The organism is Pseudomonas monteilii (genome assembly GCA_001534745.1).
Lineage (GTDB): Bacteria > Pseudomonadota > Gammaproteobacteria > Pseudomonadales > Pseudomonadaceae > Aquipseudomonas > Aquipseudomonas alabamensis.
Map to the genome: position 1 here is coordinate 1,922,994 of CP013997.1, position 14,055 is coordinate 1,937,048.

At 67.6% G+C, this 14,055-nt stretch carries 9 protein-coding genes; all 9 read right to left on the reverse strand.

All coding sequences use genetic code 11. From position 1 onward, the window contains the following. Positions 1 to 119 precede the first annotated feature (119 nt). The gene (locus tag APT63_08495) at positions 120 to 2,609 is read right to left on the reverse strand and encodes an autotransporter outer membrane beta-barrel domain-containing protein (protein AMA45667.1); all 2,490 of its coding nucleotides are present in this window, start codon (positions 2,607 to 2,609) and stop codon (positions 120 to 122) included. Between the two features lie 142 nt (positions 2,610 to 2,751). Continuing rightward, positions 2,752 to 3,027, reverse strand: coding sequence for a peptidylprolyl isomerase (locus tag APT63_08500; protein ID AMA45668.1), 276 nt, complete (start codon positions 3,025 to 3,027; stop codon positions 2,752 to 2,754). 376 nt (positions 3,028 to 3,403) lie between these two features. Then, on the reverse strand, positions 3,404 to 5,359 hold the full coding sequence (locus APT63_08505) for an acetoacetyl-CoA synthetase (GenBank protein ID AMA45669.1): 1,956 nt from the start codon (positions 5,357 to 5,359) through the stop codon (positions 3,404 to 3,406). Positions 5,360 to 5,438: 79 nt separating this feature from the next. Next, positions 5,439 to 6,209, reverse strand: a complete 771-nt coding sequence (locus APT63_08510; protein ID AMA45670.1) for a 3-hydroxybutyrate dehydrogenase — start codon at positions 6,207 to 6,209, stop codon at positions 5,439 to 5,441. Positions 6,210 to 6,488: 279 nt separating this feature from the next. Continuing rightward, positions 6,489 to 6,770 carry a peptidylprolyl isomerase gene (locus APT63_08515; GenBank protein ID AMA45671.1) on the reverse strand — a complete coding sequence of 94 codons (282 nt, stop codon included), beginning with the start codon at positions 6,768 to 6,770 and terminating at the stop codon, positions 6,489 to 6,491. An 82-nt stretch (positions 6,771 to 6,852) separates the two neighbouring features. After that, positions 6,853 to 7,914 carry a phospho-2-dehydro-3-deoxyheptonate aldolase gene (locus APT63_08520; GenBank protein AMA45672.1) on the reverse strand — a complete coding sequence of 354 codons (1,062 nt, stop codon included), beginning with the start codon at positions 7,912 to 7,914 and terminating at the stop codon, positions 6,853 to 6,855. 1,160 nt (positions 7,915 to 9,074) lie between these two features. Continuing rightward, a complete protein-coding gene (locus tag APT63_08525; GenBank protein ID AMA45673.1) occupies positions 9,075 to 10,991 on the reverse strand; it encodes a penicillin-binding protein 2 in 1,917 nt (638 codons plus the stop codon). A gap of 519 nt (positions 10,992 to 11,510) precedes the next feature. Beyond that, a complete protein-coding gene (locus APT63_08530) occupies positions 11,511 to 12,764 on the reverse strand; it encodes an arsenic transporter (GenBank protein ID AMA45674.1) in 1,254 nt (417 codons plus the stop codon). Between the two features lie 8 nt (positions 12,765 to 12,772). Beyond that, positions 12,773 to 14,023, reverse strand: a complete 1,251-nt coding sequence (locus APT63_08535) for an MFS transporter (protein AMA45675.1) — start codon at positions 14,021 to 14,023, stop codon at positions 12,773 to 12,775. Between the last annotated feature and the right edge of the window lie 32 nt (positions 14,024 to 14,055).

Below are 14,055 nucleotides of genomic sequence, written 5' to 3' on the forward strand. Positions count from 1 at the left end.
AGCGAAGGTCCGGCCAGACAGACGATGAACGTTGTCGGCGGCAAGGGGCAGGGCAGGAGACGCCAACCCCAGTACAGAGGCCGGCGTCAGACGCTGCTGCGGCGCACACGCTCAACGGCTCAGAATTGCCACCGCACGCCCACGTTCCCCCCACTGGCTTCCTGCTCCCGTGCATCCAGGTTGGCGCTGTAGCGCACTCCGGCATGCACGCTCAGCGCATCGCTGATCTGCCCCACCACTCCGATCTCCGCCTGTGCCGCCGTCTGCCGATAATCGGTCTTGATCCGGTCGAGCCGATCGAACACCACCGTGTCGCGTCCGCCTGCGGTATGCAGCACGTCCATTTGCAGGTAAGGCTGCACGATACGTTCACGAGTGCTGGCGAATCGCCCCTCCAGGCGCACGCCCAGCCGACCGGTCACTTCGGGCTGACTGTCGAAACCGATGTGCGAGGCACTGTCGCGGGTCGAGTGCAGGTTCGTTTTCTGCGCGATGACTTGGGCCTGAGGCTCGACTGTCCAGTGGTCGGACAGAGGCAGCGGCCGTCCGGCTTCCAGCGAGGCGGTCCAGGCGTCGCCGTCGAGGTCGATCCGCTGGCCGCGGTCGGAGCGGGCGCGACCGTCCAGGTCCGTGTACTGCAGCACGGCGTCGACATAGGCACCGCCCGGGGTCACCAGGGTCCAGTAGAGCCCTGCGCTGTCACCGTCCAGACGCAGATCGCCGACCTGCGTGTCCTGGCGGCCCAGCGCGAAGCCTTTCACGTCGCCCTCGAGACGGCCATGGCCGACGTACACGCCCACCTGCTGGCGGTAACCGCCTTCGGCCCAGGCATACAGGTCCTGACCCACCTTGAACCCGTAGAAGTCGCCGTCCAGGCTCGGCGTGACCGTACCGGACCATTGCTGGCGCAGGGTGCCACCATAGGCCTGCCCCCAGCTGGCCGGCAGTCCGCCGTCACCTTGCAGCAAACGCTGGTCCCCCTGGCGTTGGTGGAAGCTGCCCAGGGTCTGGCGCGCGATCAGGCCGGCGCCGCGTGGGGCGGCTGCATAGACGGCCACTTCCGGTCGGTACAGCGGAACGGCCTGCACGGCGGGGGTTGTGGGCAAGGGTGCTTGCCCGGGCGCTGGCGCCGCGATGGGCGCCTGGACCACCGGGGGTGGGGTAGGTTCAGGATCGGGATCGGTGCCTGGATCGACGGGCTGTTCCGGCTCGGGGGCGACAGGCGGCTCCGTCACCGCCGGCAGGGTCGAGCGCAGGTACCAGCTGTTTTCGCTGCCGGCGGTCACGCCGCCCTTGAACAACCGATAATCATAGGCACCCACCGACAGCACCTGGGTCTGGACTAAGGCGCCCGCCGTGCTGGTGGCACCGTCGCGTGCTTCGACCACCTGGATACCATTGAGCTGGGTGACGGCACCAGCGCCGTTCAGGTTGTCGACCAGCAGGGTGGTGCTGCCGCTGATACGGCCCTGACTCACCACCAGTCGGTCGGAGGGCGCTTCATCGCCTGCCAGCACGCTGTTGACTCGAAGCGTGCCACCGTTGCCCGTGTAGTCGCCCTGGATCTCGAGACGGCCTTGGGCATCGTTGCCGCCCCGCAGGTCGAGGGTCCCGGCGTTCACCACGCTGACGTTGCGACCGGTGGTGAAGGGTCGAAGACTGCCGCTGCGGGACGCCACGGTGCTGCTCGCATCGATCTCGAACGTGCCGCTGCCGGTGGCGGGGTCGCCCAGTACCAGCGCGTCATCCAGGGTCATGCGGCTGGCCTGGGTCAGGGCGACCTGCTCGAACTGCCGGTACAGCCCGCCGCCGGCCGGCTGGCTGGCCTCGAAGGTCAAGCGGTCGTTGCCCAGACCGCCGTCGATGACGGTCTGCAGTGTCTCGCCTGGCAGGCTGATCAGCCGTGCGGTGTCGTCCCCTGGGCCCAGGTCGACGCCGCCGCCGAGGATCCCGCCGTCCCAGGTGAACTGATCGTTGCCCGTGCTGAGCAGGACATCCCCACCGATGCTGCCGCCATGTATCAACACCTGGTCGTTGCCACCACTGACGCTGATGTTGCCGCCGATGCGCCCGTCGAAGACCTCGATATAATCCTCGTCGAAGCCGGTAATCAGGTTCCGCTCGATCTCTCCGCCACGCATGATGAAGCGGTTCTTGTCCAGCCGCATGTTGACGTTGCCGATCTGTCCGCCCTCCATCTCGGCATAGTCGCCGCTGTCGAAGGTGCCGACGATCCGCCCGCCGGTCATGTAGAACCGGTCAAGGCCGTCCCCCTGGTTGACGCCCCCCTCGATGAGGCCAGCGCTCATGCGGAACACGTCGATCCCGGCGCCCTGGTTGACGTTGCCGCCGATCCGCCCTGAGGCGATCTCCACGGTATCGGCGCCTGGACCGAAGGTCACGTCGCCCGTTATCTCACCCGTGCCGTCAGGGGGCAGAACGAGGCTATTGTCACCCGAGAGGGCGGTCAGCGAGGAAGCGCTGCCGCTGTCGCAGCGGTAGGCGTCGTTGCCCGCGCCGGGCGTGAGGGTACAGGCCGCTTCAGCTACGGGCGCTGCGAGCGTGACCAGGGCAAGCGATCCCAAGGTGAGCCAGGCAGGCTTGTGCATCGTGCATTCTCCGTCCGTCCTGCGGCCGTGATCACTGCCGCGCAGCCTGCCGTGAGGGCTGTGGGGATCATGCCGAGGTTGTACAGAGGGCGCTTGAGGGCTGACAACTGACAGAATTGCCTGGTGGCTTCAAGCCATTACTTCAATCGCGGTAGAAGACCTGCACCAAGTGAAAGCCGAAGCGCGTCTTGATCGGCCCGTGGACCACCCGCAGTGGTTTCTTGAAGATGACTTGGTCGATGGCGCCCACCAACTGGCCGGGGCGCACCTCACCCAGGTCGCCGCCGCGTTTGCCGGACGGACAGGTGGAGAACTTGCGCGCCAGCACGTCGAACGCCTCGCCCTTGGCGATGCGTTGCTTGAGCTGTTCGGCCTCGGCTGCTGTCTTGACCAGGATGTGACGCGCTTGTGCTTTCATGAAACGGTGCCTGAGGATCAAAGGGCGCGATTATGCCTGATGGCGCCTGCGGCGGCCTACCTTGCGTCGATTGCCGGCGATAGGAACCCGCCGTTTCATCGTCGGCCCCGGCCCTATCGCTGGCAAGCCAGCTCCCACAGGATGGGGAGTCTCACCCGAAAAATGATCATGGACGCGGGCACTGTGGGAGCTGGCTTGCCGGCGATAGGATCCCGCCGTTTCATCGTCGGCCCCGGCCCTATCGCTGGCAAGCCAGCCCCCAGGATGGGGAGTCTTACCCGAAAAATGATCATGGACGCGGGCACTGTGGGAGCTGGCTTGCCAGCGATAGGGCCCGGCCCGCCACCGCCTCTTTCACCGGCGAGCCCATGCACGCTCAGCCCACCTTCAACTCCGGCCGATCCCGAAACTGCGCCAGCGCCTCCGGGTTGGCCAGGGCGTCGGTGTTTTTCACCGGCAAGCCATGCACCACGTTGCGCACCGCCAGTTCCACCAGCTTGCCGCTGAGGGTGCGCGGGATGTCGTCCACCTGCACGATCAGCGCCGGCACGTGCCGCGGCGTGGTGAACTGGCGGATCACCTGGCGAATGCGCTGGCGCAACGCGTCGTCCAACTGCAGCCCGTCGCGCAAGCGCACGAACAGCACCACCCGCACATCATCCTGCCACTGCTGGCCGATGGCGATGCTTTCCACCACGTCCTCGACCTTGTCCACCTGCCGGTAGATCTCGGCCGTGCCGATCCGCACGCCGCCAGGGTTGAGTACCGCGTCGGAACGCCCATGGATCTGCAACCCACCTTCGGCCTGTTCCTCGGCATAGTCTCCCTGGCACCAGACCCCCGGGCACTGTTCGAAATACGCCGCCCGGTAGCGCGCGCCGTCCTGATCGCCCCAGAACCCCAGCGGCATGCTGGGAAACGGCTGGGTACACACCAGCTCGCCTTTCTCGCCCACCACCGGTTGCCCGGCCTCGTTCCACACCTCGACGGCCATGCCCAGCCCCTTGCACTGGATCTCGCCACGCCGCACCGGCAGCGTCGGGTTGCCCAGCACGAAACAGGACACGATGTCCGTGCCCCCCGACATCGACGCCAGGCACAGGTCGGCCTTCAGGCGGCCATACACATAATCGAAACTCTGCGGCGACAGCGGCGAGCCGGTGGACATCAGCGTGCGCAGGCTGCCCAGGTCGTGCGTGCGCATCGGCTCGAGGCCGTGCTGCTCCAGGCTCGCCAGGTACTTGGCGCTGGTGCCGAAGGCGGTGATGCGCTCGGCGTCGATCAGGTCCAGCAAGCGTTCCGGGCCAGGGTGGAACGGCGAGCCGTCGAACAGCACCAGCGTGGCGCCCACCGCCAGGCCGCTGACCAGCCAGTTCCACATCATCCAGCCGCAAGTGCTGTAGAAGAACAGCACGTCGTCGGCCTTCAGGTCCGCGTGCAGGCCATGTTCCTTGAGGTGTTGCAGCAGCACGCCGCCGGCGCGGTGGACGATGCACTTGGGCACGCCCGTGGTACCGCTGGAATAGAGGATGTACAGCGGATGGTCGAAGGGCAGCGGGGTGAAGGTCGGCTCGCCCCCTGGCTGGTACCAGTCGTCCCACAGGCAGGTCGGGACGCCATCAAAGGCTGCGGCCTCGATCTGGGCATAGGTGTACGGCACCACCACCAGGCGCTCGACGCTCGGCAGCTGCGCCACCACCTGGTTGATCTTCTCCACCTGGTCGATGGCCTTGCCTGCATAGTGATAGCCCGCGCAGGCGATCAGCAGCCGTGGCTCGATCTGGCTGAAGCGATCGACGATCCCGTGCACCCCGAAGTCCGGCGACGAACTGGACCAGATCGCCCCCAGGCTGGCACATGCCAGCATCGCCACCAGGGTCTCCCAGATGTTGGGCATCACCGCCGCGACACGATCCCCCGGCTCGATGCCCGCGTCGAGCAGCGCCCGCTGCACCCCAGCCACATGGGCCGCCAGTGCCTTCCAGTCGAAGGCGCGACGGGTGCCGTCCTCGCGCACGCTGATCACCGCAGGCCGGTCATCGCGTCGACGCAGCAGGTGTTCGGCGTAGTTGAGGGTGGCGCCCGGGAACCAGCGCGCCTCGCTCAGCGTCGGGCCGATCTCCAGGGCGGTGCGCGGCGCCGCACTCCAGCGCACGTCGAAAGACGTGGCGATCGCCTGCCAGAACGCGCCGGGGTGCTGGACGCTCCAGCGGTGCAGGGCAGGGTAGTCGTCGAGCGACAGGCCGTGGGCGTGGTTGATCTGCTTGCGCAAGGCGTCCATCCGGCTCTGGTTCACACGCTCGGCCGAAGGGCGCCACAGAATCTGACTCATGGTCGACTGCTCCATTGACTCGCAGGCCCAGCCTGGCGCTGGGCGAATTATTGTTGTCGTGCGCACTATGCCAGCTCTTTCACTGGGCCAGCCAGCCACCGTCGACGTTCCAGGCGGCGCCACGCACCTGGCTGCCGGCTTCGCTGCACAGGAACAGCACCAGTTCGCCCAGGTGCTCCGGGGTCACGAAGGCGCCGGAGGGCTGTTTCTCGGCCAGCAACGCCTGTTGCGCCTCAGTGACCGTCTGGCCATCGGCGGCGCGGGCATCGATCTGCTGCTGCACCAGGGGCGTGAGCACCCACCCGGGGCAGAGGGCGTTGCAGGTGACCGGGCTGTCGGCGGTCTCGAGGCCGACCACCTTGGTCAGGCCGATCACGCCATGCTTGGCGGCCACGTAGGCGGCCTTGCCGACCGAGCCGACCAGACCATGTACGGACGCGATGTTGACGATTCGCCCCCAGCCGGCGGCGCGCATACCCGGCAGGGCCAGACGGGTGCAATGAAAGACCGCTGACAGGTTCAGCGCGATGATCCGGTCCCAGGCCTCGGGCGCGAACCGCTCGACCGGCGCGACATGCTGGATGCCAGCATTGTTGACCAGGATGTCCAGACGACCGACCTGCTGCTGGACTTGCTCGAACAGCGCCTCGATCTGGGCCGGGTCGGACAGGTCCGCCAGCAGGTGCCAGACCTGAGTGCCATGGGCCGCCACGGCCTCGACGGCGGCCAGGGCATCGCCAAAGCCCGTGAGCACGACGTCAGCGCCCGCCCTGGCCAGAGCGTGGGCGATGCCCAGGCCGATACCGCTGGTCGAACCGGTGACCAGAGCCGTTTTACCGCGCAGATCCATGCCGTGCTCCTTGTGGGCAGAAGGTAGCGACAGCGTAGTCCTTATCGGCAATGGCGGGGGGCGCAGGGCGGGGAGCCGGGGAAGATTGGCGGATCAGGCCGCTGCCAGGGCAAGGCAGCCGTCGCCAAGGCGTGCGCAGGACGTGGCGGCCTGGACCTGGCGAACGCCGAAACGCACGCGGGGCAGGCTGCAATTCCCGTCACCATCCTCCTCCAGGCGAAACTGGAAGAGCGACATGACGAGGTATGCAGACTGCCCCGCGGGTGCAGCGAGGACGGATCAGTCCTGGCGGCTGGTCACTTCCAGCAGGTGGTAGCCGAACTGGGTCTTGACCGGACCTTGCACGGTGTTGACCGGAGCGCTGAAGACCACGGTGTCGAATTCCTTGACCATCTGGCCTGGGCCGAACGAGCCCAGGTCACCGCCCTGGCGGCTGGACGGGCAAGAGGAGTTGCTCTTGGCCACCTCGGCGAAATCGGCGCCTGCTTCGATCTGGGCCTTGAGTTCGTTGCACTTCTCTTCGCTGCTGACCAGGATGTGACGGGCGGTGGCGCGTGCCATGGGAAAGACTCCTTCAAGTAAAACGACAGCCTAGCGCATCTGCGGTGGCGGTGTCTCGTGGCACGTGACACCGCCTGTGCATTCAGCTGCGGCGCGCGGCGTCGAGCAGCGCCGCTTCGGTCGAGGCCCAGCCCAGGCAGCCATCGGTGATCGACACGCCGTACTTCAGCGGCCCCTTGCCCAGCGCCTGGCAGCCGTCGAACAGGTGGCTTTCGAGCATCACCCCCACCAGCGAGCGATCCCCGGCCTCGCGCTGGGCCAGTACCTCGCGCAGGACCGCCGGTTGCCGGGCTGGGTCCTTGCCACTGTTGGCGTGGCTGCAATCGACCACGATGCGTGCCGGCAAACCGGCCTTGGCCAGCCCCTGGCGCGCCTGGGCGACGCTGTCGGCGTCGTAGTTCGGGCCGCGGTGGCCGCCGCGCAGGACCAGGTGGGTGTCCGGGTTGCCGAGGGTCTCGACGATCGCCGGGAAGCCCTGGGCATCGATGCCGAAGTGCCGGTGCGGATGAGCCGCGCTGCGGATCGCGTCGCAGGCGATGGCCACGCCGCCGTCGGTGCCGTTCTTGAACCCGACCGGCAGGCCGAGGCCGCTGACCAGTTCGCGGTGGATCTGCGACTCGGTGGTGCGCGCGCCGATGGCCGCCCAGCTCAGCAGGTCGTCGAAGTAGCCGGCGGCCATCGGCTGCAGCAGCTCGGTGGCCACCGGCAGGCCGCGTTCGAGCAGACCGAGCATCAGCCCGCGCGAGACGCTCAGGCCCGTGTGCATGTCGTCGCTGCCGTCCAGGTGCGGGTCGTAGGCCAGGCCTTTCCAGCCTACCGTGGTACGCGGTTTCTCGACGTAGGCGCGCATGACCAGCAGCAGGCGGTCGCCGAGCGTTTCGCTCAAGGCGGCCAGGCGGTCGGCGTAGTCCAGTGCGGCGCGGGGGTCGTGCAGGGAGCAGGGGCCGACGATCACCAGCAGGCGCGGGTCGTGACCTTCGAGGATGGCGCGCACCGCCTGGCGGTGGCGTTCGACCTGCTGGGCCAGGGCGGTGGACAGCGGCATCTGCTGCTTGAGCAGGTGCGGGCTGGGCAGGCGATGGCTGACGACGGTGTTGGCAGCCTGGGGTTGGGTCAGGGGCAGGGCGGCGGTAGAAGCGTGCATGGCAAGGTTCCTTGGGGCGGACAGCGGGTCATGGCCCGCGCTGTCGGCCCTATCGAGGTGTTCGACAGATGGCCGGTGAGGCAATGGGTGATGAAGTGCCACCTGTGGAGGACCGAACGGAGGCGGCAGGCTGGCCCGAACGGGATTGGCTAAATCGCCAGGCAGAGCGCTGGTAACGGTCGTAGGTGTAGGTCATGTCGGTATCCTCGGTGTGAAACGGTGTGTAAGGGCCTGAAACGCAAAACCCCCGATCGGAGGGCCGACCGGGGGTTGAGTATTCTCGTGTTCGGCGGCCCCTCGAGAGTGGGCGCCGGTATGGGTATCAGCGGCGCCTGTGGCTAAACCAATACCCAAAATAGCTGCAGCCAAGCGTCTCGCGGCCGGCCACGGCCAGCACGGCACGCGCAGGGCGGGCGGTGTGATCGGCGAGGTGGCGAAGGCTGTGGGACATGAATGCGCTCCAGTGAATGAGCCCGAGCTTACGTCAGCGGTAGGGCGGGGATCAATGGCTTTTTGGCCAGAAGCGGTATTTTTCCTACAAATCTAGCGACGGGACAGACGCTATCGCGGGCAAGCCCGCTCCCACAGGCAGCGTCGCCATCGTGCTGATGCCTGCTTGGAGTGAGTACCGGTGGGAGCTGGCTTGCCAGCGATAGGGCCATCTCACTCAACTCAAGGCTGACAGGCCAGCATTCACCTTGTTGGCCATGTGTCGAATCTACTACCGCTATCGCGGGCAAGCCCGCTCCCACAGGGGCGTCGCCATCGTGCTGCTGCCTGCTCGAAAGGGGTACCTGTGGGAGCTGGCTTGCCAGCGATGGGGCCTGCGCATTCACCTCAGGGCTGCCAGGCCAGTGTCCAGCCTGGCAGCCATGTGTTGGCTTTACTACCACTACCGCGGGCAGGCCCCACCCATCAGCCCATGCGGTCGGGCATGTACCAGGTAGAAAAAAGACAGTTGCTCCTACAGGCGGCGTCGCCATCGTGCTGCTGCCTGCTCGAAAGGGGTACCTGTGGGAGCTGGCTTGCCAGCGATGGGGCCTGCGCATTCACCTCAGGGCTGCCAGGCCAGTGCCCAGCCTGGCGGCCATGTGTTGGCTTTATTACCACTATCGCGGGCAGGCCCTACCCATCAGCCCATGCGGTCGGGCATGTCCCCCTCAAGCCTTCGGCACGCCCCGCCCATCACCCCCCGCTCCCTGGCCACCCTCCGCCAACCGATGCCGCAGATGCCCCTGGTCATCCAGCAACCACGCATCCATCACCTCGCGCACCACCGGCCCGGCCACGCGTCCGCCGGCCTCGCCGTTCTCGATCATCACCGCCACCACGATCTCTGGCCGCTCGGCCGGTGCAAACCCGACGAACAAGGCGTTGTCCCGGTGCCGCTCCAGGGTCTTGTCGCGGTTGTAACGCTCCCCTTGCCGGATCGCCACCACCTGCGCGGTGCCGCTCTTGCCGGCGATCCGGTACTGCGCGCCTGCGGCGGCGGCCCGGGCAATGCCACGTGGATCGTGCATGACCATCTGCATGCCCTGGTTGACCTGATCCCAGGCATGGGCGTCGTGCAGCTTGATGTCAGGCATCGGGTTCGGATCGACCGGCGTCTGGCCGTCCACCGTCAAGGCCAGGTGCGGACGGTGCCAGACACCCTTGCTCGCCAGTAGGCTAGTGGCCTGGGCCAGCTGCAGCGGGGTCACCTGCATGTAGCCCTGGCCGATACCGAGGATCAGGGTCTCGCCCGGGTACCATGCCTGGCGCCGGGTCGCGCGTTTCCACTCGGCCGACGGCATCAGGCCGGGCGATTCCTCGAACATGTCCAGCGACACCTTCTGCCCCAGGCCGAAAGCGTTCATGTAGTCGTGCAGGCGGTCGATCCCCAGCTTGTGCGCCAGGTCGTAGAAGTAGGTGTCGTTGGAACGCATGATGGCCGTGTACATGTCCACCCAGCCATCGCCGCTGCGGTTCCAGTTGCGGTACTTGTGATCGTAGTTGGGCAGCTCGTAGTAGCCCGGGTCGAAGACCCGATTGGTCGGTGTGGTCGCGCCGCTGTCCAGGCCAGCGATGGCCACCTCCGGCTTGATGGTCGAGCCGGGGGCATACAGCCCGCGCAGCACACGGTTGAACAGCGGCCGGTCGATCGAATCGCGCAACGCCGCGTACTGCTTGAAGCTGATGCCCTTGACGAACAGGTTCGGGTCGAACCCGGGGTTGCTGACCATCGCCAGGACGTCGCCGCTGCTCGGGTCCAGCGCCACCACCGCGCCACGGCGATCGCCCAGGGCCTTCTCGGCGGCCATCTGCAAGTGCGCATCCAGGGTCAGCACCAGGTCCTTGCCGGGCGTGGGGTCCTGATGGCGCAACACTCGCATGACCCGGCCCTGGGCATTGGTCTCGACCTCTTCGTAGCCGACGTGCCCGTGCAACTCGGCCTCGTAGAAGTGCTCGATCCCGGTCTTGCCGATCGACTGGGTGCCACGGTACTCGGTGCTGTCCAGGCGCTTGGCTTCCTGTTCGTTGATCCGCCCGACGTAGCCCACCGAGTGCGCGAAGTGCTCGGCCAGCGGATACTCGCGGATGAACTGCGGCTCGACGTCCAGCCCCGGCAGGCGGAACTGGTTCACCGCGATCAGCGCGATCTGCTCCTCGCTCAAGCCCACCATCAGGGTCACCGGCTCGAACGGCTTGCGCCCCCGGCGCAGGTCCTTGTCGAAGCCTTGGCGATCGTCGGGGTCCAGCGCGAGGATCTGCGCCAGGGTGTCGAGCACCTGGGCGACCTGGGCCGTGTTGCCGGCGCGTTCGCGGGTCAGGGTCAGGTTGAAGCTGGGTTTGTTGTCGGCCAGCACCACGCCATTGCGGTCGTAGATCAGGCCGCGCTCCGGCGGGATCGGCAGCACGTGCACCCGGTTGTTCTCCGACACGGCGCTCTGCTGGTCATGCTGCACCACCTGCAGCACATAGAGGCGACCGACGAGGGTGGCGGCCAGCAGCAAGACCAGGGTGGCGCACACCAGCACACGGCGGTTGACCAAGGTCTTTTCGGTCTCGTGGTCCTTGAGCGGGATCGGTTGGGGCATCGGTGGCGATGAATCCAGGGTGAGCGCGCGAGCGGCAAGGCGGGCAGGGCGGGTGAACGGGCGGTGAATCCTACGCATCCCGCCCCGGCGGCTCAACGCCGGTACGTCCGGTGCCGGTGGCCTGGGGCGTGAGGTGCCCTGGCGGCGGGCATTTGCGCGGACATGAAGGTTTGTTCATGTGCTGCTGGAGTGGGGGGGGCGGGCGGAGCCTTGGTGAATGACTCGACCTCCGCTTCGGCCCAGACCGCGGTGAATGGCGCTGTGGGCCCTGCGGGCCCAATCGCGGCCGGTCCGGCGCCCCGGCTGGGGCCGCTCCCACAGGTGACCGCGATAGCCTGCAACCCCGCGGTGGGGCTACGGGTGTAGGAGCGGCCCCTGTGCCGCGATTGGGCCCATAGGGCCCACAAGATTCTGAAATTATTCCCTTTAAGATCGACAAGCTATTTTTTTATAGGCGCGCCCTCGCTGGGTCGCCGGCCCGGCCGCGATTGAGGCAGGGCCAGCCCTGAAGCCTCCCCCTCACACCTGCAGCAACAGCAACGCCCCCAGCAGTGCCGGCGGCATCACCACCAGCCCCAGCCGCAAAAAGCGCCAGGCGCTCACCTGTTCGCCTTCGCGGCGGATCGCCACCAACCACAGCAAGGTCGCCAGCGACCCGGTGATCGACAGGTTCGGCCCCAGGTCCACCCCGATCAGCAGCGCTGCCGTGGTCTGCCCTGGCACGTGGACCAGTTGCCCGATCGATCCGGCGATGAGCCCGCTCGGCAGGTTGTTCATCAGGTTGCTGGCGATCGCCACGGTGATCCCCGCCGTCCAGCTCGCCTGGGTCGGCGAAGTCTGGGCCAGGGCCGCCAGGGCGTACGCCAGGCGTTCGATGACCCCGGTGGCCGCGACGGCCTCGACCAGCACGAACAGGCCGGCCACCAGCGGCAGTACGCCCCACGACACGTGCCGTGCCACCGGCCAGGGGCTGCGCTTCTGGTAGAGGTGGACCAGGATGACGGTGGCCACCCCCGCGCAGAACGTCGGCAACCCCAGCGGCACGTCCAGCGCGGACGCCGTCAGCAGCACCGCCGCGGTCACCGCGATCCCCCCTGCGCAGAGGCGTGCGCCGGTCGGCAGGGGGGTGATCTCGATGTCCAGCGCCAGGGGGCGACGCAGCTGGCGGCGCTGGGTCAGGCGCAGGGCCAGGTAGGTCAGGCCGATGGCCGCCAGCGATGGCAGGCTGAACTGCCGCAGCCAGTCCAGCAGCGGCGGCATGTGGCTGCCGAACACCACCAGGTTCGCCGGGTTGGAGATCGGCAGCACGAAGCTCGCTGCGTTGGCGATGAACGCGCAGATGAACAGGTACGGCAGCGGTTCGGCCTTGGCCGCCTTGCACGCGGCGTACACCGCCGGGGTCAGCACCACCGCCGTGGCATCGTTGGAGAGGAACACCGTGACCAACGTGCCCACCCCGAACACCAGGTCGAACAGGCGCTGGCCCGACCCCTTGGCATGGCGCACCGCATACCGCGCCAGCCAGTCGAACAGCCCCTCCTGGCGCGCCAGCTCGGCCAGGACCATCATGCCGATCAGAAACAGGTAGACATCGCCCCCCATGGCCACGGCCTCGAGTGCTGCACGCGGGGTGATCAGCCCAAGCAGCGTGAGCAGCAGCGCGCCGCCCAGGGCCCAGACGTACTCGGGCACGCGCCAGGGCCGCAGAATGACGCCGGCAGTGGCCACGGCGGCCACGCCCCAGATGATCCAGGACGGAGTGATCATCGACATAGGGCCGCTCAGCTCCCTGCCACGGGACGCAAGCCCGGCTCGGTGTCCGCAGACGCGGCGCGCTGGCTGCTTTCCGGCATCGCCAGCCACAGCAGCAGGAAAGCCACCGCCGCAATGCCCGCCAAGGTCAGGAAGGCGGCGTCATACCCGGCCGACTGCACCACCAGCCCGGCGATGCCGGGGCTCAGCGCGGCGCCCAGGCCGAAGATCGCGGTCAGCGCCCCTAGGCTGACGTTGAAGCGCCCCGAGCCCTCGGTCAGGTCCTTGACCACGATCGGGAACACCGCGCCGAAGATCCCGGCGCCTATCCCGTCGAGCAGTTGCACGCCCACCAGCCAGAATGGGTTGTCCGACAGCACGTACAACGCCCCGCGCAGCGGCAGAATCAGAAAGCCCAGCAACAGCAGCGGCTTGCGCCCCCACACCTCGGCCTTGGCGCCCACCAGCAGGGCCATCGGCACCATCACCAGCTGCGCGGCGACGATGCACGCCGAGGTCAGCGGCGTCGCCAGCTTCAGATCGACCTGGGACAGCTTCTGGCCCACCAGGGGCAGCATCGCCGCGTTGGCCAGGTGAAACAGCGCGCAACAGGCCGCGAACACCAGCAGCGGCCGGTTGTGCAGCAGGAAGGCGAAACCCGCCGGATGGGCGCCGTCGTTCTGCGACAGGCCACGGGCGATCTGGTGATCGATGGCCTTGGCCGGCACGCGGCTCACGGCGACCATGCTGGCCACGGTCATCACCGCCATCAGGTAGAACACCACCACCGGCCCGAAGGCGTAGGACAGCCCGCCCGCCAACAGCGCCGAGCAGGCGTTGCCCGCATGGTTGAAGGTCTCGTTGCGGCCGATGCGTCGGGTGAAGGCCTTGGGGCCGGTGATGCCGAGGGTGATCGCCGCGATGGCCGGCGCGAACACCGACCCGGCGATCGCGCTGACCGTCTGGGTCAGGGCCACCAGCCCGAACGAGTCGATCATCGGCAGCAGCAGGCAGCTACCGGTCACCAGCAGGGCGGCGACCACCACCACGGCGCGCTTGGCCGTGATCCGGTCGATCAACGCGCCGGCCGGCGTCTGCGCCAGCAAGGCGGCGATCCCGGCCACGGTCATGACCAGGCCGATGCTCGCCGGTTGCCAATGGTGCACGGCCAGCAGGTAGATCGCCAGGTACGGGCCAAGTCCATCGCGCACGTCGGCGAGAAAGAAGTTCAGCCAGTCCAGAGGGGGATTGCGAGGGGTGGAGGGCGCGGTGTTGTCCAAGGGGGCGGTACTCGGAAAAGGGGTCAATGAAC